This window comes from Mesorhizobium sp. M3A.F.Ca.ET.175.01.1.1, from assembly GCF_004791945.1.
In the GTDB taxonomy this organism is placed as follows: Bacteria; Pseudomonadota; Alphaproteobacteria; order Rhizobiales; family Rhizobiaceae; genus Mesorhizobium.
The window spans coordinates 452,992-475,512 of the sequence record NZ_SRTP01000001.1 but is presented as its reverse complement, the minus strand read 5'-3'; the positions used below and the strand labels follow the sequence as shown (position 1 = coordinate 475,512).

19 protein-coding genes and 1 pseudogene are annotated in these 22,521 nt (G+C 63.2%); 6 read left to right on the top strand and 14 right to left on the bottom strand.

The window, feature by feature from the left end; translation table 11 throughout:
- Nucleotides 1-466 precede the first annotated feature (466 nt).
- The 5 genes from EN818_RS02405 to EN818_RS02385 form a co-directional block, all read right to left on the bottom strand.
- Nucleotides 467-934 carry a DUF1203 domain-containing protein gene (locus EN818_RS02405; RefSeq protein WP_095807454.1) on the bottom strand — a complete coding sequence of 156 codons (468 nt, stop codon included), beginning with the start codon at nt 932-934 and terminating at the stop codon, nt 467-469.
- 179 nt (nt 935-1,113) lie between these two features.
- Nucleotides 1,114-1,677: a GNAT family N-acetyltransferase gene (locus tag EN818_RS02400; protein ID WP_095807508.1), complete on the bottom strand. Its 564-nt coding sequence runs from the start codon at nt 1,675-1,677 to the stop codon at nt 1,114-1,116.
- Nucleotides 1,678-1,682: 5 nt separating this feature from the next.
- Nucleotides 1,683-2,534 (bottom strand): 3-mercaptopyruvate sulfurtransferase, encoded by an 852-nt coding sequence (gene sseA / locus EN818_RS02395; protein ID WP_095807455.1) that lies wholly within the window; start codon nt 2,532-2,534, stop codon nt 1,683-1,685.
- A 42-nt stretch (nt 2,535-2,576) separates the two neighbouring features.
- A complete protein-coding gene (locus EN818_RS02390; protein ID WP_095807456.1) occupies nt 2,577-3,320 on the bottom strand; it encodes an alanyl-tRNA editing protein in 744 nt (247 codons plus the stop codon).
- A complete protein-coding gene (locus EN818_RS02385) occupies nt 3,320-4,354 on the bottom strand; it encodes a cysteine synthase A (RefSeq protein ID WP_095807457.1) in 1,035 nt (344 codons plus the stop codon). The genes EN818_RS02390 and EN818_RS02385 overlap by 1 nt, the downstream gene beginning before the upstream one ends.
- Nucleotides 4,355-4,569: 215 nt before the next feature.
- On the opposite strand from EN818_RS02385, the gene EN818_RS02380 reads away from it, so the two are divergent.
- Both EN818_RS02380 and EN818_RS02375 read left to right on the top strand, forming a co-directional pair.
- A complete protein-coding gene (locus tag EN818_RS02380) occupies nt 4,570-5,418 on the top strand; it encodes an SDR family oxidoreductase (protein WP_095807458.1) in 849 nt (282 codons plus the stop codon).
- Nucleotides 5,419-5,473: 55 nt separating this feature from the next.
- A pseudogene (locus tag EN818_RS02375) lies at nt 5,474-6,446 on the top strand (alpha/beta fold hydrolase).
- An 89-nt stretch (nt 6,447-6,535) separates the two neighbouring features.
- On the opposite strand, the gene EN818_RS02370 reads toward EN818_RS02375, so the two are convergent.
- Nucleotides 6,536-7,987, bottom strand: coding sequence for a DEAD/DEAH box helicase (locus EN818_RS02370; protein ID WP_135903941.1), 1,452 nt, complete (start codon nt 7,985-7,987; stop codon nt 6,536-6,538).
- A gap of 405 nt (nt 7,988-8,392) precedes the next feature.
- Here EN818_RS02370 and EN818_RS02365 point away from each other — a divergent pair, with 405 nt between their 5' ends.
- Nucleotides 8,393-9,925, top strand: a complete 1,533-nt coding sequence (locus EN818_RS02365) for an acyl-CoA carboxylase subunit beta (protein ID WP_095807461.1) — start codon at nt 8,393-8,395, stop codon at nt 9,923-9,925.
- Between the two features lie 114 nt (nt 9,926-10,039).
- Here EN818_RS02365 and EN818_RS02360 read toward each other — a convergent pair whose 3' ends face one another.
- Together EN818_RS02360 and EN818_RS02355 are read right to left on the bottom strand one after the other, a co-directional pair.
- The gene (locus EN818_RS02360; protein ID WP_129552756.1) at nt 10,040-12,046 is read right to left on the bottom strand and encodes a hypothetical protein; all 2,007 of its coding nucleotides are present in this window, start codon (nt 12,044-12,046) and stop codon (nt 10,040-10,042) included.
- Complete coding sequence (locus EN818_RS02355; protein WP_129552755.1) at nt 12,043-13,554, bottom strand: NAD(P)H-hydrate dehydratase; 1,512 nt, start codon at nt 13,552-13,554, stop codon at nt 12,043-12,045. Before EN818_RS02355 ends, EN818_RS02360 begins: the two co-directional genes overlap by 4 nt.
- 345 nt (nt 13,555-13,899) lie before the next feature.
- Between EN818_RS02355 and EN818_RS02350 the strand changes: the two genes are divergently transcribed.
- Together EN818_RS02350 and glnA are read left to right on the top strand one after the other, a co-directional pair.
- Nucleotides 13,900-14,238 (top strand): P-II family nitrogen regulator, encoded by a 339-nt coding sequence (locus EN818_RS02350; RefSeq protein WP_006205430.1) that lies wholly within the window; start codon nt 13,900-13,902, stop codon nt 14,236-14,238.
- A 57-nt stretch (nt 14,239-14,295) separates the two neighbouring features.
- Nucleotides 14,296-15,705: a type I glutamate--ammonia ligase gene (gene glnA, locus EN818_RS02345; protein WP_095807463.1), complete on the top strand. Its 1,410-nt coding sequence runs from the start codon at nt 14,296-14,298 to the stop codon at nt 15,703-15,705.
- A 167-nt stretch (nt 15,706-15,872) separates the two neighbouring features.
- Here glnA and EN818_RS02340 read toward each other — a convergent pair whose 3' ends face one another.
- Nucleotides 15,873-16,913 carry a glutamine synthetase beta-grasp domain-containing protein gene (locus EN818_RS02340; RefSeq protein ID WP_095807510.1) on the bottom strand — a complete coding sequence of 347 codons (1,041 nt, stop codon included), beginning with the start codon at nt 16,911-16,913 and terminating at the stop codon, nt 15,873-15,875.
- Between the two features lie 313 nt (nt 16,914-17,226).
- Here EN818_RS02340 and EN818_RS02335 point away from each other — a divergent pair, with 313 nt between their 5' ends.
- Entirely contained in the window at nt 17,227-17,421 is a 195-nt protein-coding gene (locus EN818_RS02335) for a DUF2735 domain-containing protein (RefSeq protein ID WP_095807464.1), read from the top strand.
- A gap of 80 nt (nt 17,422-17,501) precedes the next feature.
- On the opposite strand, the gene EN818_RS02330 is transcribed toward EN818_RS02335, so the two are convergent.
- From EN818_RS02330 to EN818_RS02310, 5 genes are all read right to left on the bottom strand, one after another.
- Nucleotides 17,502-19,391 carry an MFS transporter gene (locus EN818_RS02330; RefSeq protein WP_095807465.1) on the bottom strand — a complete coding sequence of 630 codons (1,890 nt, stop codon included), beginning with the start codon at nt 19,389-19,391 and terminating at the stop codon, nt 17,502-17,504.
- A gap of 188 nt (nt 19,392-19,579) precedes the next feature.
- The gene (locus tag EN818_RS02325; protein ID WP_095807466.1) at nt 19,580-20,371 is read right to left on the bottom strand and encodes an ATP12 family chaperone protein; all 792 of its coding nucleotides are present in this window, start codon (nt 20,369-20,371) and stop codon (nt 19,580-19,582) included.
- A 10-nt stretch (nt 20,372-20,381) separates the two neighbouring features.
- Entirely contained in the window at nt 20,382-21,299 is a 918-nt protein-coding gene (locus EN818_RS02320; protein ID WP_095807467.1) for a DMT family transporter, read from the bottom strand.
- A complete protein-coding gene (locus EN818_RS02315) occupies nt 21,296-21,502 on the bottom strand; it encodes a hypothetical protein (RefSeq protein ID WP_095807468.1) in 207 nt (68 codons plus the stop codon). Before EN818_RS02315 ends, EN818_RS02320 begins: the two co-directional genes overlap by 4 nt.
- A 9-nt stretch (nt 21,503-21,511) precedes the next feature.
- Nucleotides 21,512-22,492 (bottom strand): RluA family pseudouridine synthase, encoded by a 981-nt coding sequence (locus tag EN818_RS02310; RefSeq protein WP_095807469.1) that lies wholly within the window; start codon nt 22,490-22,492, stop codon nt 21,512-21,514.
- Between the last annotated feature and the right edge of the window lie 29 nt (nt 22,493-22,521).

Sequence of the window (22,521 nt, the reverse complement as noted above, 5' to 3'; positions counted from 1 at the left end):
AAAAAGCGGAGCCGGGGCCCCGCTTCCTCGATGTTGCGACATGCCGCCGGTCCATCCGCGGTCGGCAATCGATCAACCAGTCCCTTTTAGCGTGATTGTACGACAGGAATACGACAGGTTCGTCTTTGGTCAGCTCCCACAGCGCCAGGCAAACAGGAAGAGCCCGTGTGTGAAATACTTCACATTCGGCACCTGAAAGCCATGCTCAGAGTGATGCGGCTCCCTGACGGCTTCAGCCGCTTCGCAATGCCGGACAACACCGGACTGCTAGAGCATGATGCCGAAAAGTGTGAGGCGGTTTTCGGGCGACATCATGCTCTATCTCCTTGATTTAGAGCCGGATTCAGATTTCCGGTCGATTCGACCTGAAATCATCCGGCTCTAGCGGCTATTGCCGACGGCTTCTGTCACAGACTTCTTCCCAACGGCCCGCCAGACCATCGGCGGGCTTCTTTTTTTCCGGCCCTCATGCCCGATCGATGCGGCATTGGTAGCAATTGTTGCGCGCCGAGCGGACATGGATGTAGGCGATGTCGTCGCGCTCGAACAACCTCTCGGAGCGTGCCGCAATGTCGCTGGTCGGGCCGACTCCGCCACTGCCGTAGACGATGCGGTCGTCCCTGCCGTAGCCTCGCACGATGTAGTCGCTGCTTTCGAGCATTTCCGGCAGCGCATCCACTTCCGCAGCAGCTTCGCATTCGTGCGCATGCAAGAAGATCGGCCCGGTCTCGGCGTAAGGCTGAAGCCGGGGGAATGGCCGATAGGCGAGAATGAGGTAGCGCTCGCCCGCGGCAACGTTCTTCAGGCAATGCCGGCATGGCACGCCGTCGCCGTCGGAAATCCTTCGTTCCGGCGCGAGGCCATAGGCGTCTGGCCCTCCCCGTTGCAGGCTGCGCACGGCTTCGGTCGGCAGGGCTTTGAACTGGATGCTCATGGCTAATCTCCGGAGACGATGACCGCAAGCTACGCCGCGGTAGCGGCGCGTCCCACCCGATTCTTGCCAACAGGAAAGGCCCGGTCTCGTCGAAACCGGGCCCTGATGCGGATTGGAAAATCCTGTGCTGGCAGGAAATATTCGAAGCGGCCGCCGATGAGCGGCGAGTTTAAGAATTGCTAAGGTCTCATCACGCTTGCCGAGCGCTCGGCAAAGGTCAGCGGATGCACGACTTCCTTCTTCTGCGCCACCGGCTGAAAGCCGAGCTTCTGGTAAAGGGGCAGCGCCGCCGGATGGTCAAGCGTGCAAGTCTGCACCGTCACTCGCTTCGGCCCATACGCCCAAGCGGCGGAAATTGCCGCACCCAGGAACCATCGCCCGATGCCTTGGCCGTGCGCGTGTTCCATCATTCCGAAATAGGCGAGTTCCACCTCCTCCGGTAGATGCGGCTTGAGGTCGAAGAAGCCGGCTGGAGACCCGTCGAGATAGAGCACCCTGATGTCCCGATCCTCGCGATGCAGCCCGGCTGCCAGCTCCTCGTCGCTTAGCCGCAGCACATTGACCCAATGCCATTTGCGCCCGACGCGATCCATCAGGTAGCGGTAGAAATGCAGCGGGATTTCCCTGGTCTTCAGCAGCGCGATCTGGCGGTTGTACGGTAGCGGCGGCGACGCCGCCGGCGGCACATGCATTTCAAGGAATGTGACCGTGACCTCGATATCCTTCAGCGAGCCGGTTTCCATCCTGGTCATTCCTTGCCCGTCACCACGGGCGTATCGCTCAGGCCACCCCATTCGGTCCACGCGCCATCATAGAGCTTGTTGTCCGTATGGCCGAGCGTCTCAAGCGCCAGCGTGATCGCCGCGGCGGTGATGCCCGACCCGCATGACGTGACGACCGGTTTCGACAGATCGATGCCGGCGTCCTCGATCAGCTTGCGCAAGCGGGCCCGGGGCAGCATTTCGCCATTTTCGGATAGCGACCCAACAGGGATATTGCGCGCGCCCGGCATGTGGCCGGAACGGATTCCGGCGCGCGGTTCGGGCTCGGTGCCGGCGAAACGGCCGGCCGAGCGGGCATCGGCGATCTGGCTTTCGCGGCCGTCGACGATCTTGCGCATCTCGGCCAGGCTGACGACGCGGCCGGCATCGAAATCGGCGTGGAAGATGCAGGGCGCTATTCGGGTCTGCTCCGCCGTCACCGGCCGCCCTTCCGCCTTCCAGCGGTCGAAACCGCCGTTCAGGATATAGACCTGGAAGACGCCCATGACCCTGAACATCCACCAGGCGCGTGGCGCCGAAAACAGGCCCGGTCCGTCATAGATCACGATGGTGTCGTCGGCGGAAACGCCCATGGACCCGACATATTGCGCGAAATATTGGGGCGAGGCCAGCGTATGCGGCAACTTGGAATCCGGGTCCGAGATGTCGTCCTGGTCCAGGAAGCGGGCGCCGGGAATGTGAGCGGCGTCATATTCGGCGCGCGCGTTGCGGTTCTGCGCCGGCAGGTACCAGGACGCATCGATGATGGTGAGCCCAGGCTCGCCCAGCCGCTTCTCGAGCCAGTCCGCGTCGACGATGAAAGGACTATCCTCAGCCATGTTATGCTCCCTTCCGCCTCTCGCTATTCGCCCGTTTCGTCGTCAGTTCGCTGGCATCGGCCCGAAGCGGATGCGGAAGCGCCGGTTCTCGCGACCCTTCTTCTCGATCTTGCCGATGTGAATCTCGCCGACCTCGCCGGTGCTCTTCACATGGGTGCCGCCGCATGGCTGGCTGTCGATCGAGGCATTGTCGCCGATGCAAACCAGGCGGATCTTGCCGATCCCGACCGGCGGCCGCACGTTCTTTGATTTGACCAGACCCGGATTCGCCGCCAGTTCCTCATCGGTGATCAGGCGCGTGAAGATGGGATGGTCGGAGCGCACCAGTTCCATCAGTTGCGCGGTCACATCCTCCTTGCTGAAGCCGGCATCGGGAATATCGAAGTCGACGCGGCTGTCATCCTCGGCGACGGCGGCCCCGGTTATCGGAAACGGGCACACCACGGTAAGCAGATGACAGGCGGAATGCATGCGCATCAAAAGATGCCGCCGTTCCCAGTCGACGGCCAGTCTCAGCTTTTCACCAAGTGCAGGCAGCACCTGCTCAGGCGCGGGCACATGGATGATCTCATCCTTGGTCTCGCCGGTTATGGTGGCAGCGATCGCGATGCGATTGCCGTCGGCGCGTTCGAACACGCCGGTATCGCCGGGCTGTCCGCCCGATGTGGCATAGAAGATCGACCGGTCGAGAAGGATGCCGCCGCGATCATTGATGGCGACGACCTGCGCCTCCGCCGTCCTCAGATAGGCATCGTCCCGGAACAGCGCTTCGGTCCGCTGCGCCATTACGCCACCTTTTCGAACGGCACCGGGATGTCGGCTTTCTCTTCCATCCAGTCCGGCACCGGCAGGTTCTTGCCGCGCAGGAACTCTGGATTGAACAGCTTCGACTGGTAGCGCGTGCCGTAGTCCGCCAGGATTGTCACGATGGTGTGGCCGGCTCCAAGCTCGCGCGCCAGCCTGATCGCGCCGGCGATGTTGATGCCGGTCGAGCCGCCGACGCAGAGCCCCTCCTCCTGGATCAGGTCGAAGACGATCGGCAGCGCCTCTTCGTCCGGGATCTGGAAAGAGAAGTCCGGCGTGAAACCTTCGAGGTTGGCGGTGATGCGGCCCTGGCCGATGCCTTCGGTGATCGAGCTGCCCTCGGCCTTCAATTCGCCGCTGGTGTAAAAACTGTAGAGGGCGGCGCCCAGCGGATCGGCGAGCGCGATCTTGACTTGCCTGCTCTTGCTCTTCAGCCCGATCGCGACGCCGGCGAGTGTTCCGCCCGAGCCGACCGCCGACACGAAGCCATCGACCTTGCCGCCGGTCTGGGCCCAGATCTCCTCCGCCGTGGTGCGGATATGGCCGTCGCGGTTGGCGACGTTGTCGAACTGGTTCGCCCAGATCGCTCCGTTCGGCTCCGATAACGCCATTTGCTGGGCGAGCCGGCCCGACAGCTTCACGTAGTTGTTGGGGTTTTTGTAGGGCACGGCCGGCACCTCGATCAGTTCGGCGCCCAGAAGCTTGATCGTGTCCTTCTTCTCCTGGCTCTGGGTATCGGGAATGACGATCACGGTGCGGTAGCCGAGCGCCTTTGCGACGAGCGTCAGCCCGATGCCGGTGTTGCCGGCAGTCCCTTCGACGATGACGCCGCCGGGCCTGAGCAAGCCGCGCTGCTCGGCATCGCGGATGATGAAAAGGCCGGCCCGATCCTTGACCGATTGTCCAGGATTCATGAACTCGGCTTTGCCCAGGATCTCGCATCCGGTCGCTTCCGAGGCCTTGTTGAGCCGGATCAGGGGCGTATTGCCGATCGCGTCGATCACAGAACGGGGCATCGAGGATTCCTTGTTTGGCCGCGGCGAGACCCTAGAAACCCGAAGCTGCGGTTTCAAGGCAAGATTTTGCCTGGTCCAGTCGCATTCCAAGCACTGCAACGCTTGTTGACCGCTCCTGCCATTCTCTCATGCATTTCAGCAATGCGGCCAGAAGCGCTCTTTTCATTCTATTTCTTCGCCGCTAGAGCACTACCGAAATATTCGCAGGACTTCGCATGACACTCTACCGGGCCAACCCTAAGGACGGTGTCGCCTGGGTCACGGGCGGCAGCAGCGGACTGGGCCGCTCCTTGGCCAAGGATCTCGCCAATCAAGGTTACGCAGTCGCGGTAACGGCGTTGCCGGACGATCCTGTCGATACGTTGCTGGTCGAAACGGCGCAGATGGCCGGCCATGTGAAGTCCTTTCCCTGCGACGTCACCGACGAGCAAGGCATGGCACGGACGGTTGCGGCGATCGAGAAGCAGATGGGGCCGATCGTGCTCGCCGTCTTCAATGCCGGCAACTATATCGCCACGCCCGGCGAAAACCTCGTCGTGCGCGATTTCCAGCGCTCCTTTGCCGTCAACTACTTCGGCATCGTCAATGGTCTCGTGCCCGCGGTCGGGTGCATGCGCGGTCGCGGGCGCGGCCATGTCGTTCTTGTCGGATCCGTGACTGCCTATTCCGGCTGGCCGACCACCGCGGCTTACGGCGGCACCAAGGCGGCAATCAACATCCTGGCGGAGTCGCTGAAATATGATTTCGACAAGATGAACATTCGCGTCCAGGTGATGAACCCGGCATTCGTGGACACGCCGCTGACGGAAAAGAACATGCTGCCGATGCCGGGACTCATGCCCGTGCACCGAGCGTCGCGCCGCATGCTGCGCGGCATATGCAAAGGCGGCTTCGAAGTCACCTTCCCCTACCACATAAGCTGGCCGCTCAAATTGCTGGGCCTGCTGCCGCGGCCGATCGGTCGCTGGGTCATCGGCCTGACGACGAGCTGGAATGCACGGCCGTTGTTTTACGATCGCAAGCCGCCGAGCCGAAGAAAGCCGTCATCGGATCAGGCGGCATAGAGCGGCAAAACGGCGTCGGCCCGGACAGGCATGGCGATGGGTGGACGGGGTGGACATGAGGCGACGAGTGATGCTTGCGGTGCTTGGGCTCGCCGTCATTCTTGGCTCCGGCTTCTTTCTCGGACCTCGTGTGCCTGTCGATACCATCATTCGCTTCGATCCGTCCGTGATCGGCGACGACCCGCAGGCCTATCTGGCGCGCGAGGAAGCCGCTGTGCCCAGGATCCGCGACGGACTGGAGAAGGAGATCATCTGGGCCAATCCGCTGGTTCGCGCCAAGACCAAACTGTCGATCGTCTATATCCATGGCTTCTCGGCCTCGAAGGGCGAGGTCCGCCCGCTGCCCGATGATGTCGCTGAGCAGCTCGATGCCAATCTCTTACACGCGCCTGGCCGGCCATGGTCAGGACGGCGCCGCAATGGCCGAAGGCAGCGTCAACGCCTGGATCAACGATTACGAGGAAGCGCTCGCCATCGGCAGGGCGATCGGGGACAAGGTGATCGTCATCGCCACTTCGACTGGAGGCTCACTGGCGGCCTGGGCCGCAACACAGCCGCGCGCCTCCGAGGGCGTCGCTGCGATCGCGTTCATCTCGCCGAACTTCGGCGTCAAAGCCTCCGGCGCCGAGCTGCTGACCAAACCCTGGGGCAGACAGATCGCCGAACTCGTCGGCGGAAAGGAACACAGCTTTGTGCCCCGCAACGCGCTCAACGCCAGATTCTGGACCTACCGCTATCCGATGAGCGCGGCGCCGGCCATGGCTGCCTTGACCGAACTCGCCTACCGCGCGCCGGTGGACAAGGCGACCGTCCCTGCCCTGTTCATCTTTTCCGATTCGGACAAGGTGGTGCGGCCCGATCGCACACGCGAGATCGCGGGGCGCTGGGGCGCTCCGCACGAACTGGTGCCGGTCGATGATACGGACGATCCCGACGATCATGTCATCGCCGGCGACGCGCTGTCGCCATCGACCACGGCGGTCCTTGCCGAGCGCATCGTGGTGTGGGTGAAGGCACTGACGGAGTAGCGCCGGGTATCCCAAACAAAGGAGCGGCCGAAGCATCGCTTCGGCCGCTCCTTTTTAGCCGCACTGCGTAGCAAGTCTACGGCCGCTGTCTAAGCGGCCCTGTTCGCTGGTCGCTTGCCGCCAAAGCGGCGCTTGTTGTTGCCCTTGAAACGCTTGGCGCCCTCCGGCTTGCGCTCGACATTCGGCTTGGCCGCAACGGCGCGCTCGCCGCCTGGCTTGCCCGAAAATGCCCTTTCGCCTGTCGGCTTGCCACCGAAGCGCTTCTTGCCGAAGCCGTTGCCGGTGTTCGGGCGCCGGCCGTCGCGGCGGGCGCCATGATGCTCGCGATCGTTGGCCGGCTCGAAATGGCGCTCACTCTTTTCCTTGGGGTCGCCTTGCGGGTCGGGGTTGCCGAGATGATCGGCCATCACCGGCAGCCGCATGCGGATGATGCGCTCGACCTGCTTCAGCTTGCCGTTCTCCGACGGATCGCAAAGCGTGATGGCAATGCCGTCCCTGCCGTTGCGGCCCGTGCGGCCGATACGGTGGACATAGCTTTCCGCCTCGTCCGGCAGGTCGAAATTCACGACATGGCTGATGCCGGGCACGTCGATGCCGCGGGCCGCGATGTCGGTCGCCACCAGGATACGTACCGAGCCGTCGCGGAAATCGTTGAGCGCCTTCTGGCGCGCGTTCTGCGACTTGTTGCCGTGGATGACGGCGGCGTTGAATCCATCACGGGCAAGGTCCTTGGTGACGCGGTCGGCACCGTGCTTGGTGCGCGAGAACACGATCACCGAACGCATCGCCTCGTCTGCCAGCATCTTGGACAGCACCTGGCGCTTCTGCTTGGTGCGGGCAAGCACCACGCTCTGCACGATTTCGGCAGCCGCCGTGCTTTGCGGCGCGACCTCGATGCGGACCGGGTTCTTCAGCAGGCCCTTGGCGAGTTCGGCGATCTCGTCCGGCATGGTGGCCGAGAACAGCGCGGTCTGGCGGTCCGGCGCAGTCGCCTTGGCAATGCGCTTGACGTCGTTGATGAAGCCCATGTCGAGCATGCGGTCGCCCTCGTCGAGCACCAGCCATTTGGTATCGGCAAGGATGAGGTCGCCCTCGCGTACCAGGTCGGTGAGCCTGCCGGGCGTGGCAATCAGCACGTCGACGCCGGGCGCGATCTTCTTCACCTGGCTATAGCGGGAGACGCCGCCGAGCACGAGCGCTGTCGAGATATGCGCGCCTTTGGCGAGCAGCTTGATCGTGTCCTCGATCTGTACGGCGAGCTCGCGCGTCGGCGCCAGGATCAGCGCGCGCGTCGTTTTCGGCCTGCGCTTGGTGCCCAGCCCGATGATCTTCGACAGGATCGGCAGCGCAAAGGCGGCCGTCTTGCCCGAACCGGTCTGGGCGATGCCGAATATGTCACGGCCTTCCAGCTGCGGCGGGATCGCCTGCACCTGGATTGGCTTCGGCTCGGTGAAGCCAGCGGCATTGGCGGCCTTGAGCAGCGCGCCGGTGATTCCAAGGGTAGCGAAACCGTTCTGTTCCGCTTGATGTTCGTTGGTCAAAATACTCTTCTTTCACGCGGCTCTGGGCCGCAAAACAGCAATGGCGGCAGGGCGCAACCTGCCGTCGAAAAATTATCAGGAAACGACAAGGCGGCGGACGAGCTGTCCGCGCGGCTGCGCTGTCGTGCCCGCGGACGTCATGCCCCGGGGCTTTTTCGCCACCTTATCGACTGCCGGACACAGGGCCGACTTGCCGGAAGAGGGAAAACAGACGCAACCAGTCTCATGCATGGAGAAAGCCGGACAAGTTCCGGCCCAAGCGCCTATGCCGCCCATATGGCCGAGTCCGCTCCGAAATGCAAGGGGCCGATGCTGCAGTGCAGCAAAACAAGGACGATCGGAGCGCTTGCGCTCCCCTTCCCTCGCGATTACCACAAACCGACTATTCGCATTTGGGGCCCGGCGATGAAAGACGTGCTGAAGGAACTCGAGCGCCGCCGCGAGATCGCCCGCATGGGCGGTGGCAAGGAGAAGATCGAGGCCCAGCACAAGAAGGGCAAACTCACAGCCCGCGAACGCATCGAGGTCTTCCTCGACGAAGGGTCGTTCGAGGAATTCGACATGTATGTTGAGCACCGGTCGACCGACTTCGGCATGGAGAAGACCAAGATCGCGGGCGATGGCGTCGTGACCGGCTGGGGCACGGTCAATGGGCGTCCCGTCTATCTCTTCGCGAAGGATTTCACCGTATTCGGCGGCTCGCTGTCGGAGGCGCATGCCGAGAAGGTGGTCAAGGTGCAGGAAATGGCCCTGCGCAACCGCGCCCCGATCATCGGCCTATACGATGCCGGCGGCGCCCGCATTCAGGAAGGTGTGGCCGCGCTCGGCGGCTACGCCGAAATCTTCCAGCGCAATGTGCTGGCCTCCGGGGTCATCCCGCAGATCTCGCTGATCATGGGACCTTGCGCGGGCGGCGACGTGTACTCGCCGGCCATGACCGACTTCATCTTCATGGTGCGCGACACCTCCTACATGTTCGTCACCGGGCCGGATGTGGTGAAGACGGTTACCAACGAGACGGTGACGGCCGAAAGCCTCGGCGGTGCGTCCGTGCACACGACCAGGTCCTCCATCGCCGACGGCGCCTACGACAACGATGTCGAGGCGCTGCTGCAGATGCGCCGGCTGGTCGATCTGCTGCCGGCCTCGAACACCGCCGAGATCCCCGAGATCGAGTGCTACCAATCGGTGACGGACCACGATCTGTCGCTTGACCGCCTGATCCCGGACAACGCCACCAAGCCCTACGACATCAAGGAACTGATCCTCAAGGTCGCCGACGAAGGCGACTTCTTCGAGATCCAGCAGAATTTCGCCAAGAACATCGTCACCGGTTTCGGCCGTGTCGAGGGCCGCACGGTGGGCTTCGTCGCCAATCAGCCGATGGTGCTTGCCGGCGTGCTGGATTCCGACGCCAGCCGCAAGGCGGCGCGCTTCGTGCGTTTCTGCGACTGCTTCTCGATCCCGATCGTCACCTTTGTCGACGTTCCGGGCTTTCTGCCCGGCACTGCGCAGGAATATGGCGGATTGATCAAGCATGGCGCCAAGCTGCTCTTTGCCTATGCCGAGGCGACCGTGCCGAAGATCACCGTCATCACCCGCAAGGCCTATGGCGGCGCTTATGACGTGATGGCCTCAAAGCATCTGCGCGGCGACATGAACTATGCCTGGCCGACGGCGCAGATCGCGGTGATGGGCGCGCGGGGCGCGGTCGAGATCATCTATCGCAAGGATATCGGCAACGCGGAAAAGATCGCTGCCCACACGAAGGCTTACGAGGACCGCTTCCTGTCGCCATTCGTCGCGGCGGAGCGTGGCTATGTCGACGAAGTGATCATGCCTCACTCCACCCGCCGGCGCATCGCCAGAGCCTTGCGCATGCTGCGCAACAAAGACATGCAGAACCCCTGGAAGAAGCACGACAATATCCCGCTGTGAGCCCGCGCCTTCCAAGCAAACGGGGCTCACCATTGAATCCGATCTCGTTGCCAGCTTTGCGGCGACCGGCGATTTTGTCGTCATCACTCGGCGGATCATCGCCGAACAAGCCGCCTACTCGTCCGCAACCGCTCCAAACCCTGCGCCCACGCTGGCGCGGGCGGCAGTCGCCCAGGGCGTGGCGTGGTTGTCGATGCGCATCTGGAAGAGGAAGTAGGTCGGCGAGCAGAAGCCGATGCCCTTTACCTTGGCGGCTCCCGGCGTGTCTGGTGGCAGCGCCTGGCACATGTAGTCCTCGCGGCAGAAATGCTCGGCCGAGCATGCAGGGCGGTTGCCGCGATTGACAGCCCCGCCGAGGCACTGGTCGAAATTGTTGGTCGCTACGCAGATATCGAACTTCTTGCCACCGACCAGGCCGCAGACTTCGCGGGGCATCGGCTTGCCGGCCTTGAAGCCGGTGAACGCACGATCCTTTTCGTCGCAGCCGCGATAAGCGAAGCCAGCCGGCACGCCGATCTTGGGCGGGCGGCAGGTGTAGTCCGTGCGTGAAATGCCCGGTGAGAAGGCTGCGAACTGGCCGGTGATCATGTAGCGGTCGTTGAACGGCTGCGACTGATTGCTGTGGATCGAGCCGGTCAGGCACGGGTGCCCGGAAAACATCGCGGTGCTATTCTTGGGCAGCAGGCATTGCGCGAGTTTGGTGCGCACCCCCGAGGCAGTTGCGATCGGCGTGCAGACCGTGCCGCCTTCGCATTGCCAGGTTCTGCCGAAGCGGACAGCGTCTTCCGGCATCAGGCATGGCATGGCCATCTCGGCAGAGGCGTAGTCGATCGTGCCGTCGTCCGTCCAGGCAGCGGCCGGCGCAAAGGACAGCGGCCGGAACCGGTTAGGCTCCCTGCCCTGGATCGTCGCCGCCAGCCACGCCTCGCGCCGGGGAATCTCGGCATGGAGATGCGGCGAGATGCCGACTTGGATGCGGTTGAGTGGCGAGGTCGTGCTGTCGTCGAGTCCGATGAAATGGAACCCGGCGGTCGAGCCGGCCTGATGGCACCCCTGGCAGGCGCCGTTGTCCAGCCGCTCGACCAGGGCTTCCGGCGTGCGCGCCAGGGCCAGCTTCGAATAGTCCAACCCGGCGAAATCCTCGGGCTTGAACAGCGGCGTGAACGGGTGGTTGGCCAGCCTCGCGCTGCCGAAGGTCGACCAGGAGATGACCTTTTTCGCCAGGAATTCCTCGGGGATTTCGTAGACGCCAAGATCGATCGCAGCTGCATTGGCGCGGACATAGTCGGCGAGCCGGGCCTTGAGTGCGTCGTCCTCCGAAAGCCGTGTGGGATCCGGCGTGTTTTCCAACGGCTCCTCGGTGACTGCCGTGCCGTCGATACCGAAAATGCGCATCAGATAGGCGGCCTGGCCGCCGAATTCGGTCTCCTGGCCGGATGGAAAGCGCACCACCTGGGCGTTGAGTTCGAGCTGCTTGAAGGAGAGGCTCGCCTTGTCCAGTGGTCCGCCGGTCAGCCAGCCGGCATCGACGCTCTCGTCGAGTTGCGGCATCCAGCGCCCGGCAACCCCGGTGCAGCCGCCATCGGCATCCGTAGCGGCACGGTAGACGGCGCTGAAGTTGAACGGCAGGCGGGAGGCCAGAACCTTGCCGTTCTTCTTGAAGCTGTAGGCAAGGCGATAGATGAACCGCACCTCGCCGCAACCTGCTTCGTTGGAAAGTCCGCCAAAGTCGCGGCGGTCGATCCGGTTGACGACGCCGACCAGCCGGAAGCGCGCCGCATCGGTCTTCAGCCAGCGCATGTCCATGATGCGACCGACGTTGCCGTCGGTCACTTCGTAGAGCGGCCGGCCGCCGGCCTTCATGTCGGCGCGGAGCGCCGCGACGTCGGCGGCCACGGTCTCGACGATGGCGTGGTAGGCCGGCGCATTGTCATAGAGGGTCTTGAGGTCGTCCTTCCCATCCAAGCCGAAGATGCCGGCGAAGCCGAACCCCTTGGCATCGAGCGTGGCGAGAATGCGTGGATCATCGACGATGGTCACCGGACGGCCTTCTGCCGAGGCCGGAAGCGCTGCGAGCACCGCGGCGGCGATGGCGCCGATCAGAGGAAAAACGAGCTTCATCCGGCAGCCGCGTATCCGACAAGCTCGCGCAGCACCGGCACCAGCGCCAGAGGCAGATCCTCGGCGATCAGTCCCGGGCCGAAACGGCTGCCCGCCTCGGCATGGACCCAGACCGCGGCGCAGGCCGCCTCGAAGGCTGGCGTGCCTTGCGCCAGGAACCCGGCGATGACCCCTGCCAGCACGTCGCCTGAGCCGGCAGTGGCAAGCCAGGGCGCGCCGTTGCAATTGATCGCGGCCCAGCCTTCCGGCGACGCGATCACCGTATCGGCGCCCTTGCAGACGATCGCGGCACCGGCGCGCTGCGCGGCCGCGCGCGCCTTGCCCAGCTTGGACAAAGCCTTGTCCGCCATGATGTCAGGAAACAGCCTGGCGAACTCGCCCTCATGCGGGGTCATCACCAACGCCGGCGCATTCGGACCTCGAGCGGCTTCGAACAGACCGGTCGGGGCATCGCGGAATGAAGTGATGCCGTCGGCGTCGAGCACAAGGCCTTCGATCGCTGCAGGTTCTCTCGTGTTGAGCAGCGCCAGGGCAAATTCGCGCGCCTTTTCGCCAATCCCGAACCCTGGGCCGAGCACGAAGGCCGAGGGACGTCTTTCCCTGACGAACGTGCCGATCTCATCGACCGTATCGGCCTTGCGCAGCATGATCGAAGTGAGATGAGCGGCATTCACCTGCATGGAGTTGCCGGGAGACAGCACCGTCACCGCCCCTGCCCCGCTCCTTGCCGCACCAAGCGCCGACAGGCGAGCCGCGCCGGTTGCCGAAGGTCCGCCGGAACAGATGCCGACATGACCTCGCTCGTATTTGTGCGCATCGATTGCCGGAACCGGCATATGCCTGCGCCAGACGGCTGGTGTGTTCTCGAAGGTTCGCGGCGCGACCTGAGCGATGATCCTGTCATCGATGCCGATGTCGGCGAGTACGATCTCGCCGCATTGCTCGCGTCCGGGCAATAGGAGATGTCCGGGCTTCTTGCGTGCGAAAGTGACGGTGACATCGGCCCGAAAAGCCGCGCCGAGGATGGCGCCGCTTTCGCCCGAGACACCCGAGGGCAGGTCGACGGCCACGACCGGCAATCCCTTCGCGATATCGACGGCGCGCTTGGCCTCGCCCGACAATGGCTTCGACAGGCCTGCGCCATAAAGCGCGTCGACCACCACCGAACCCGGTTCCGCCGCGAAAGCCGACAACGGACGCCGCTCCAGAGCGCAATCCGCCGCTGCGATTGCGGCGTCGCTGCCTGCCCGCGGTTCGCCGGATACCCACAAAGCGACATCGACGCCGGACTCGGCCAGCAACCGCGCCACGACATAGCCGTCGCCGCCATTGTTGCCGGGGCCGCACAGCACGTGCACCCGCGTCGCTGCCGGGTAGCGCTCCAGCACCACCGCCGCCACCGCCTCACCGGCGCGCCGCATCAACCCATAGCCATCGAGCGGACCTTCGCTGATCGCCAGCCGGTCGGCCTCTGCCATCTCTGCCGGCGAAAGAAGTTCATTGCTCATGGGATTGCCGATCTTCATCCTATCGAGCATTGTCCGATTTGCTGTTCGAAGCAAACATCGGCGACCCAATACTCACCTGAAACGGTGGCGCCGGAGGGGAATCTGATCGCGGGTTGCGCTGTCTGCCCAATTTTTACGCAGAAGGATGGAGGGACGATGTATACGCTTTGGGCGTTCATGACGCTTCCGACGCAGCGGACGACGCGAATTTGTGTTCGGGTGCAGCATGGCGTGTAAATCGCCCGATACCGCTTCCAATCTCCGGAATTTGGCACAGTTCGTGCTTGATGGAGGCGCAAGCGGGGCACACAACCCGTCTTTTTGGCAGTGGAGGCCACTTTTTACATGAAAAAGATCGAAGCGATCATCAAGCCATTCAAGCTCGACGAAGTGAAGGAAGCGCTTCAGGAGGCCGGACTGCAGGGCATCACCGTCACCGAGGCTAAGGGCTTCGGCCGCCAGAAGGGCCATACCGAACTCTATCGCGGCGCCGAATATGTCGTCGATTTCCTGCCCAAGGTGAAGATCGAAGTGGTGCTCGGCGACGACGCCGTCGAAGGCGCCATCGAGGCGATCCGCAAGGCGGCGCAGACCGGCCGCATCGGCGACGGCAAGATCTTCGTGTCCAACATCGAGGAAGTCGTTCGCATTCGCACCGGCGAGACCGGCATGGATGCCGTCTGACACCCACCATTCTGCAACGTCATCATCAAAAAACGTCATCACACAGGGATACATGACATGACGACAGCCAAAGACATCATGAAGCAGATCAAGGACAACGACGTGAAGTTCGTCGATCTGCGCTTCACCGATCCGCGCGGCAAGCTGCAGCATGTGACCATGGATGTCGTCGAGGTCGAGGAAGACATGTTTGCCGACGGCGTCATGTTCGACGGTTCCTCGATCGCGGGCTGGAAGGCGATCAACGAGTCCGACATGGTGCTGATGCCGGATCCGGAGACGGTCCACATGGACCCATTCTTCGCCCAGTCGACCATGGTCATCCTGTGCGATATCCTCGATCCGGTTTCCGGCGAGGCCTACAACCGCGACCCGCGCGGCACCGCCAAGAAGGCCGAGGCCTACATGAAGTCGGAAGGCATCGGCGACACCATCTATGTCGGCCCGGAGGCCGAGTTCTTCGTGTTCGACGACGTCAAGTACAAGTCCGATCCCTACAATACCGGCTTCCGGCTGGACTCCACCGAGCTGCCCTCGAACGACGATACCGACTACGAGACCGGCAACCTCGGCCATCGTCCGCGCATCAAGGGCGGCTATTTCCCTGTGCCGCCGATCGATTCCTGCCAGGACATGCGCTCGGAAATGCTGACCGTTCTGGCCGAGATGGGCGTGCGCGTCGAAAAGCACCACCATGAGGTCGCCGCCGCCCAGCACGAGCTCGGCATCAAGTTCGACACGCTGGTGCGCAACGCCGACAAGATGCTGATCTACAAGTATGTCGTGCACCAGGTCGCCAATGCCTATGGCAAGACGGCCACCTTCATGCCGAAGCCCGTCTTCGGCGACAACGGCTCGGGCATGCATGTCCACCAGTCGATCTGGAAGGGCGGCAAGCCGACCTTCGCCGGCAACGAATATGCCGGCCTGTCGGAAAGCTGCCTCTACTATATCGGCGGCATCATCAAGCATGCCAAGGCGATCAACGCCTTCACCAACCCGCTGACCAACTCCTACAAGCGCCTGGTGCCGGGCTACGAAGCGCCGGTGTTGCTCGCCTATTCGGCGCGCAACCGCTCGGCCTCCTGCCGCATTCCGTTCGGCTCGTCGCCGAAGTCGAAGCGCGTCGAGGTCCGCTTCCCCGACCCGGGCGCGAACCCGTATCTCGGCTTCGCCGCCATGCTGATGGCCGGCCTCGACGGCATCAAGAACAAGATCCATCCCGGACAGCCGATGGACAAGGATCTCTACGATCTGCCGCCCAAGGAGTTGAAGAAGATCCCGACCGTCTGCGGTTCCCTGCGCGAGGCGCTGCAGAGCCTCGACAAGGACCGCGGCTTCCTGAAGGCGGGCGGCGTCTTCGACGACGATCAGATCGACTCCTACATCGAGCTGAAGATGACCGAGGTCATGCGCTTCGAGATGACCCCGCACCCGGTCGAGTACGACATGTACTACTCCGTCTGATGTCCCCAGACCCGTATTGGCGCCAACCAGAACCCCGGCGAGAGCCGGGGTTTTTTCATGGGCAGCTCATTCACCAGAGCTCAAACAGCAAGAAGCCCCGACGTTTCCGCCGAGGCTCCTTGGCAAGTTCGACAGGCGCGGAACTGATAGCTCCGCGCCGCAAGAAATCAGGCGGCGGCCGAGACCGACGCGTCGGTCGGGACCTGTGAGATCGTCTTCAGCACCTGGGAGGCGATCTGGTACGGGCACCCCTGCGAGTTCGGGCGGCGGTCTTCCAGATAGCCCTTGTAGTCGTTCTTTATGAAGGAATGCGGAACGCGGATCGAGGCGCCGCGATCGGCGACGCCGTAGCTGAACTTGTTCCACGGCGCGGTCTCGTGCTTGCCGGTCAGGCGCTTGTCATTGTCCGGACCGTAGACGGCAATGTGATCCATCAGGTTCTTTTCGAACTGCGCCATCAGCGCCTCGAAATAGGCCTTGCCGCCCACTTCACGCATGTACTTGGTCGAGAAGTTGCAGTGCATGCCCGAGCCGTTCCAGTCGGTGTCACCAAGCGGCTTGCAGTGGAACTCGATGTCGATGCCGTATTTCTCGGTCAGACGCAGCAGCAGATAGCGGGCCATCCAGATCTGGTCGGCGGCTCTCTTGGAACCCTTGCCGAAGATCTGGAATTCCCACTGCCCCTTGGCAACCTCGGCATTGATGCCTTCGTGGTTGATGCCGGCGGCGAGGCAGAGGTCGAGATGCTCCTCGACGATCTGGCGCGCGACGTCACCGACATTCTTGTAGCCGACGCCGGTATAGTAAGGGCCCTGCGGCGCCGGATATCCGCTCTCCGGGAAGCCGAGCGGGCGGCCGTCCTTGTAGAAGAAATACTCCTGCTCGAAGCCGAACCAGGCGTCCTCGTCGTCGAGGATGGTCGCACGGCTGTTCGACTCATGCGGCGTCACGCCATCGGGCATCATGACCTCGCACATGACGAGCACGCCGTTGGTGCGGGCCGGATCCGGGTAGAGCGCCACCGGCTTCAGCACGCAGTCGGAGCTGCGGCCTTCGGCTTGGTTGGTGGAGGAGCCGTCGAAACCCCACAGCGGCAGCTGCTCGAGCGTCGGGAACTCGGCAAATTCCTTGATCTGGGTCTTGCCGCGAAGATTGGGGGTCGGGGTATAGCCGTCGAGCCAGATGTACTCGAGCTTGTACTTGGTCATTCCTGTGCCTCTCGTTGCTGGGACACCGCGCGCCACGGCGGCGTCGACGCATGGCCGGACCGACCCGACCTGCCGATCGTCAAAAAGCAATTCGTATGCCACTCCCCGGTCAATGGGTGCGGCAAAATGGTCGCGACATCGTCCTGAATCCGATGAGCCGACCAGGCGATGCGCCGAGATCAATCAGAAGTGCGGTTTGCACAAATCCTAGGCAAATGCTGAGATTTTTGTAGGCATATTGCCTAAAGGACTCGCAGAATCTATGTTGTAGAAAGTTGAATCGCTCCGATCCTGGAGACGGAAGGAGGCCGCCATGGAAGTCATCACGTCGCGTCCCTCGGCAAAGATTCTGACGTTCCGGCTTGCACGACGAGCACCTGCCTCAAATTTAGGCGCAAAGGCGAAATTCGCGGCAGAACTTGCCTCGCTGCGCACTACGCAGGCCGATTTCGACAGCTGGTACCATGAGGCGGCGATCGAGGAAGAGAACCAGCAGCGCAAGAGCTGACACGCTTTTTCGATTTTCGATACGAAAGAGCCCGGCGCGATCGCTCGCGCCGGGCTTTTCATTGCGGAAGATTCGGGCGGCTATTCCTTGGCGTGCAAGTTGGTGCCGAGCGTATCCCTAACGAAGATCATGCCGATGATGAGCGACATTGCCGCGATGACCACCGGGTACCAGAGGCCGTAGTAGATGTCGCCCTTATAGGCGCTCAGCGCAAACACCGTCGCCGGCAACAGGCCGCCGAACCAGCCATTGCCGATATGATAAGGCAGCGACATGCCGGTGTAGCGGATGCGGGTCGGGAACATCTCGACCAGGATCGCCGCGATCGGACCATAGACCATGGTCACGAACACCACCAGGATGAACAGGATGCCAATCGTCATCGGCCAGTTGACGGCGGCCGGATCGGCGGTCATGGCGAAGGGCCCGCCACCTGGAATGTTGTAGACGGTGATCTCGGGCGCGCCCGCCGCCTCGTCCTTGGTCAGCAGCTTGTCGGCAACGGCCTTGTCGGCGGGAACCGTCGTCTTCTCGCCGCCGCGGATCGTTGCGGCATCGAGCTTCAGTTCCGGATTGGCCGCGATGAAGGCGTCAAGCTTCTGGTCCGGCACCTTGGCCGCGGCGCGCTTCAGCGGGTAGCCACCATCCCGCAGCGACATGTTGACGGCCTTCTGGAAGGTCGCCTCCTTGGCCTTGGCCTGGTCTCCGGCAGCGATGGCGTCGTAGGACTCGACCGTCTCGTTGCCGATCTTGACCGTGGCCGCCGTTCCGGGCGCGGCCGTCGTCACCACGTCATAAGGCACCGAGTTCTTCGTCAGGAACGAGGTCGCGATATCGCAGGAGGTGGTGAACTTCGCCGTACCGACCGGGTTGAACTGGAACCGGCAGTCGCCGGGAGCCGCCGTCACCGTCGCGCGCGTGTTCTGCTGGGCGGTGGCCAAAGCCGGATTGGCGGCCCAGGTCAGTGCCTTGAACAGCGGGAAGGTGCAGACGATTCCCAATGCGAGGCCGGCCATGATGATCGGCTTGCGGCCGATCTTGTCGGACAGCCAGCCGAACACGACGAAGAAGATCGAGCCGACGGCAAGCGCGATCGCGATCATGATGTTGACCGACTGCGGATCGACCTTGAGCACGTTCTGCAGGAAGAACAGCGCGTAGAATTGCCCGTTGTACCAGATCACGGCCTGGCCGGCGGTGAGGCCGAGCAGCGCCAGAAGGGCGATCTTGGCGTTCTTCCACTGGCCGAAGGCTTCCGACAGCGGCGCCTTGGAGCCCTTGCCCTCCTCCTTCATGCGCTGGAAGGTCGGCGACTCCGAGAGCGACAGCCGGATCCAGATCGAGATGGCGAGCAGCAGGAAGGAAACGATGAACGGAATGCGCCAGCCCCAGGAAGAGTAGGTTTCCTTGCTCATTGACCCCTGCACGATCAGGATCACGATCAGCGACAGGAACAGGCCGAGCGTCGCCGTCGTCTGGATCCAGGAGGTGTAATAGCCGCGGCGATCGTCCGGAGCGTGCTCGGCGACATAGGTCGCGGCGCCGCCATATTCGCCGCCGAGCGCCAGGCCCTGCAGCATGCGCAACCCGATCAGGATCACCGGTGCGGCAATGCCCAAGCTGGCATATCCCGGCAGCAGGCCGACCAGGAACGTCGACAGGCCCATGATGGTCATGGTGACCAGGAAGGTGTATTTGCGGCCGACAAGGTCGCCGATACGGCCGAACACCAGCGCGCCGAAGGGACGGACGAGGAAACCGGCGGCAAAGGCCAGCAGCGCGAAGATGTTGCGCGTCGCCTCCGGAATGGTCGGGCTGAAGAAGGTCGTGCCGATGAAGGCGGCCAGCGAGCCGTAGAGGTAAAAGTCGTACCATTCGAAAACGGTGCCGAGCGAAGAGGCGAAGATGACCTTCTTTTCCTCCCGCGTCATGCCGCGGCTTGTCCTGCCGGCGGTCGAAGCCATTGCCATTGATCTATCCTCCCGTGGGATTCCGTCTGTCCTCGAAAGCTGTGCGCCGCGGTCCGCAACTCCTCCGGAAGGCGGACTCAGACGCAACCAACGGGCAAAAAATGACAGAAAGCGCCGCCGAAAGGCATCGAGACGATGGGATTATGACTTTCGTATTAGGTGCGATGCGAAGGCTGCGCGCGCTGCGCTCAGGCCTGGAGCGCTTCGAGCAGACTGACCGCTGCCATCATGTCGCGCTTGCGGGCCGCGCGCCGCGCCACGGCCTCCGCATCCTGGCCCCAATGCTCGATCTGCCAGTCCTCGTCGACATGGGCGGCTGCCCACGCCTGCTCGCCGTCAAGCTCGCCGAAATCGACGGCGAGCGCCAGCAATGCCGAGCCGGTCAGCGAGGTCATGACATGGATGGCGGCCAGCCGCAGCGGTTCGGTGCGCTGGGCAAGATGCGCGCCAAGGACGGCAATCGTCTCGCGCGGCTGCTCGATATGGATTATGCCCTCGGCAAGATTGAAGCGTGCGCCCAGCTTGCTCCTCGCCCAATCGAGGACGGGATCCCAAAACCTGTTCTGCCGCTCGACCAGGCCTTGCGGGCCATCGGCGCGGTAGCAAAGCAGATCGGACGAAGCGAAGCGCAGCACGTCCTCCAGAACCGCCTGCGGGTCGCTGGCGACACCGTCGAGGGCCGTGTTGACGAGGCGCATGACCGGCATCGTCACGGGATCGATGACGTCGCCTTGCGCCGAAAACTCGTCAGCCACCAGGACCGCCGCCTTTTCGGTGGGCACCGCCAGTGGCGCTTTTCCCGGCGTGCGGACCGATTTGCCGTCGAGATGGACGGCAAAGCCCTTTTCGACCGGCACGACCGAGACAGTCTTGTAGAAGCGCTTCGGCAGCGGCGTCTTCATCTGGATCTGAGCGCGGCGGACCGGATCCGGATCGGAAAGCTGCTTTCCCGCTTCGAGGTCGTTGAGGATGTCGCGCATACCGAACTCCTTACGCTGGAACCTGCTTGCGTGACGGCCGGTTGACGATGATCAACCCGGCGGCGATCAGACCGAGCGCGAGGAAGATCCTGACCGTCAGCGGTTCGCCCAGCAGCAACGCTCCGCACAGCACGCCGAACACCGGCGATAGGAACGCAAAGCTCGACAGGCCGGCGGCAGGATAGCGCGTCAGCAGCCAGAACCACAAAACATACGTAAAAGCGACGACATAGAAAGACTGGAACAGCAACGCCAATGTCGGCAATGCGGCAAGTTGGCGGATTGGCGGGCCGGCCAAGGGCAGGACCAGCGCGCCGACGACGGCGGCGCCCGCCAGTTGATAGAGCAGAAGCTTTTCGGCGCTGGTCCCGGCCAGCTTCGAGCGCTTGATGACGATGCTGGTGAGCGCCCACAGGATGCCCGAGCCGAGACTGAGCACATCGCCCATCAGTGTCGCGTGATTGCCGGCGAAAATTCCGTCGGAGAAGACCGCCAGTAGCCCACAGAAGGCAAGAACCAGCCCGCCAAGCTTGCGCGCGTTGATGTGCTCGCCAAGCAGGAAGTGGCCGCCGATCAGTACCCAGAACGGCATGGTGTTGACGAGCAGGGTGTTGCGGGCGACGGTCGTGTATTCCAGCCCGATGTAGAGGCACAGGAACTCTACCCCGAAAAGCACGCCGACGGCGATCCCTGCGATCAGTGTCCCGTCCGCTTCGAACAGCTTGATGCCGCGTAATCGGCACCAGCCGAACACGCACAACCCGCCGAGGATGGAGCGTGCGATCGACACGAAGACCGGATCGTAACCGGCATAGGATATCTTGGCGGCGACGTAGTTCAGCCCCCAGGACAGCGTCAGCCCGACCATGATCGCGGCCGCCGCCATGTCGACCGCGTCGCGGCGGTCCATTTGGCTTGCCGTGGTCATTTCTCAGATTGGCTTTCCAGTTTCGCGAGCACCGCCTTAAGCGCTTCCGTGTTCTGCCTGACGGCCTCGGTATTCTCGCGACCAATCTCGGCCATTGATCCCTGCCTGGCAGCGATCCGGCGGGTGTAGACGAGCCACACGACAAAAATCAGCATGAACGGCAGCCATCCGGTCAACTGACTGGTGAGAGCATTTCCCTCCATAGGCTCTGCCTAGGGCTCCCCGCTTTGTTCGTCGAAGCCGAGCAGGTTCCAGCTCTGGCGCATATGCGGCGGCATTGGCGCGGTGATGTCGATCGCGCCTTGATCGGGATGCGGAATGACGATGCGGCGCGCATGGAGATGCAGGCGGTTCTGGATGCCGCCCGGGAATTCCCAGTTGGTGTCGGCTTCGAAATATTTAGGGTCGCCGATGATCGGGCAACCGATATGGGCGGCATGGACGCGAAGCTGATGTGTGCGACCCGTATACGGCTCCATCTCCAGCCAGGACAGCGCCTGCGCCGCCTGCTCGACGATGCGGTAGTAGGAGACGGCGTGGTCAGCGCCCTTCTCGCCATGCTTGGCGATCCGTACGCGGTCGCCGTCCGGCGTTGCCTCCTTGACCAGCCAGGTCGAGATCTTGTCCTCGCGCTTCGGCGGCACACCCTTGACCAGAGCCCAATAGGTCTTTTTCGTCTCACGCGCCCGGAACGCTTCCGAAAGCTTCATCGCAGCCAGCCTGGTGCGGGCGACGACCAGCACACCGGACGTGTCGCGGTCGAGGCGGTGAACAAGCCGCGGCTTCTCGCCCTTCTGGTTGCGCCAGGCCTCCAGCATGTCGTCGACATTGCGGGTGACGCCGGAGCCGCCTTGGACGGCCAGGCCCGCCGGCTTGTTGAAGACGAAGACTTTCGGATCCTCGTGCAGCAGCATCTTGGCGAGCACGTCGGCATCGCCCTGGTTGCGGATCGAGTGGCCGGTGAGCCCGGCATCGCCCTTCTTGTCGACCTCGAGCGGCGGGATGCGCACGGTCTGGCCGGGTTCGACCCGCGTATCGGCCTTCACGCGGCCGCCATCGACGCGGACCTGGCCGGAGCGCAGGAGCTTCTGCAGATGGCCGAATCCGAGTCCCGGATAGTGGACCTTGAACCAGCGGTCGAGCCGCATGCCCGCCTCGCCGGCCTCCACCGTGATCTGTTCAACACCTGCCATGACTTCGCTTTTCCGTTTGAAAGCGGCGC

What these genes read in the sequence shown, in the direction of transcription:
- EN818_RS02405 (WP_095807454.1), bottom strand. Translation starts at nt 934, where the DNA reads ATGAGCATCCAGTTCAAAGCCCTGCCGACCGAAGCCGTGCGCAGCCTG.
- EN818_RS02400 (WP_095807508.1), bottom strand. Translation starts at nt 1,677, where the DNA reads ATGGAAACCGGCTCGCTGAAGGATATCGAGGTCACGGTCACATTCCTT.
- sseA (WP_095807455.1), bottom strand. Translation starts at nt 2,534, where the DNA reads ATGGCTGAGGATAGTCCTTTCATCGTCGACGCGGACTGGCTCGAGAAG.
- EN818_RS02390 (WP_095807456.1), bottom strand. Translation starts at nt 3,320, where the DNA reads ATGGCGCAGCGGACCGAAGCGCTGTTCCGGGACGATGCCTATCTGAGG.
- EN818_RS02385 (WP_095807457.1), bottom strand. Translation starts at nt 4,354, where the DNA reads ATGCCCCGTTCTGTGATCGACGCGATCGGCAATACGCCCCTGATCCGG.
- EN818_RS02380 (WP_095807458.1), top strand. Translation starts at nt 4,570, where the DNA reads ATGACACTCTACCGGGCCAACCCTAAGGACGGTGTCGCCTGGGTCACG.
- EN818_RS02365 (WP_095807461.1), top strand. Translation starts at nt 8,393, where the DNA reads ATGAAAGACGTGCTGAAGGAACTCGAGCGCCGCCGCGAGATCGCCCGC.
- EN818_RS02360 (WP_129552756.1), bottom strand. Translation starts at nt 12,046, where the DNA reads ATGAAGCTCGTTTTTCCTCTGATCGGCGCCATCGCCGCCGCGGTGCTC.
- EN818_RS02355 (WP_129552755.1), bottom strand. Translation starts at nt 13,554, where the DNA reads ATGAGCAATGAACTTCTTTCGCCGGCAGAGATGGCAGAGGCCGACCGG.
- EN818_RS02350 (WP_006205430.1), top strand. Translation starts at nt 13,900, where the DNA reads ATGAAAAAGATCGAAGCGATCATCAAGCCATTCAAGCTCGACGAAGTG.
- glnA (WP_095807463.1), top strand. Translation starts at nt 14,296, where the DNA reads ATGACGACAGCCAAAGACATCATGAAGCAGATCAAGGACAACGACGTG.
- EN818_RS02340 (WP_095807510.1), bottom strand. Translation starts at nt 16,913, where the DNA reads ATGACCAAGTACAAGCTCGAGTACATCTGGCTCGACGGCTATACCCCG.
- EN818_RS02335 (WP_095807464.1), top strand. Translation starts at nt 17,227, where the DNA reads ATGGAAGTCATCACGTCGCGTCCCTCGGCAAAGATTCTGACGTTCCGG.
- EN818_RS02330 (WP_095807465.1), bottom strand. Translation starts at nt 19,391, where the DNA reads ATGGCAATGGCTTCGACCGCCGGCAGGACAAGCCGCGGCATGACGCGG.
- EN818_RS02325 (WP_095807466.1), bottom strand. Translation starts at nt 20,371, where the DNA reads ATGCGCGACATCCTCAACGACCTCGAAGCGGGAAAGCAGCTTTCCGAT.
- EN818_RS02320 (WP_095807467.1), bottom strand. Translation starts at nt 21,299, where the DNA reads ATGACCACGGCAAGCCAAATGGACCGCCGCGACGCGGTCGACATGGCG.
- EN818_RS02315 (WP_095807468.1), bottom strand. Translation starts at nt 21,502, where the DNA reads ATGGAGGGAAATGCTCTCACCAGTCAGTTGACCGGATGGCTGCCGTTC.
- EN818_RS02310 (WP_095807469.1), bottom strand. Translation starts at nt 22,492, where the DNA reads ATGGCAGGTGTTGAACAGATCACGGTGGAGGCCGGCGAGGCGGGCATG.